The sequence below is a fragment of the Helicobacter labacensis genome, from assembly GCF_003660285.1.
GTDB lineage: Bacteria > Campylobacterota > Campylobacteria > Campylobacterales > Helicobacteraceae > Helicobacter > Helicobacter labacensis.
The window spans coordinates 1-548 of record NZ_QXQQ01000065.1 but is presented as its reverse complement, the minus strand read 5'-3'; the positions used below and the strand labels follow the sequence as shown (position 1 = coordinate 548).

Below are 548 nucleotides of genomic sequence, written 5' to 3'. Positions count from 1 at the left end.
TCTAAAAATAGATATGGTATGCCTGATCCCGTGCTTTGATTCTACCTCCGGATATTACCACTCGCGTTCGCCCCACCTTGTCTTGACCAGCGGATGACTGAAATCCCTACTGATTGCATTCCGACATGTCCGCTGGAAATCGGCTTCTAGGGGCTTGTAACTGCTGTTTTTAAGGAGGTTGGCACTAAAGGTCTTGTAACATTCGATCAAAATTAGGATAGCGAACTTTAGGATCATCGTATTTGTGCGTTTTTCTGTCTGTGTAGATGTGATCAAAATGTCTATCCATCAAAAACCCCAATTGAGGGAAATGGTCTGCAGCACTATCTGTAAAAACACTCTTTCTAACCATCGAGTCGCATTTTTTATCGCTTTTTAGATAACTTTGCCCGTCCTGTCCCTTCTCTAATCCATCTGCCATTTTGTTATAACATTGCGCTAAAGACCTGCTCCATGCCTTGATTCTCTGCCTGAGCTCTCTATACACATCTTCTTCTGCATGTCGGCGTGCTAACCCTTGAGCGCGTTCTGCATTCCCACACATACTC

At 44.2% G+C, this 548-nt stretch carries 1 protein-coding gene; it reads right to left on the bottom strand.

Going from position 1 to position 548, the window contains the following annotated elements; all coding sequences use genetic code 11:
- Positions 1 to 184: 184 nt before the first annotated feature.
- On the bottom strand, positions 185 to 548 hold a 364-nt coding region (locus tag EAO33_RS08910; RefSeq protein WP_162982288.1), incomplete at its 5' end, for a hypothetical protein.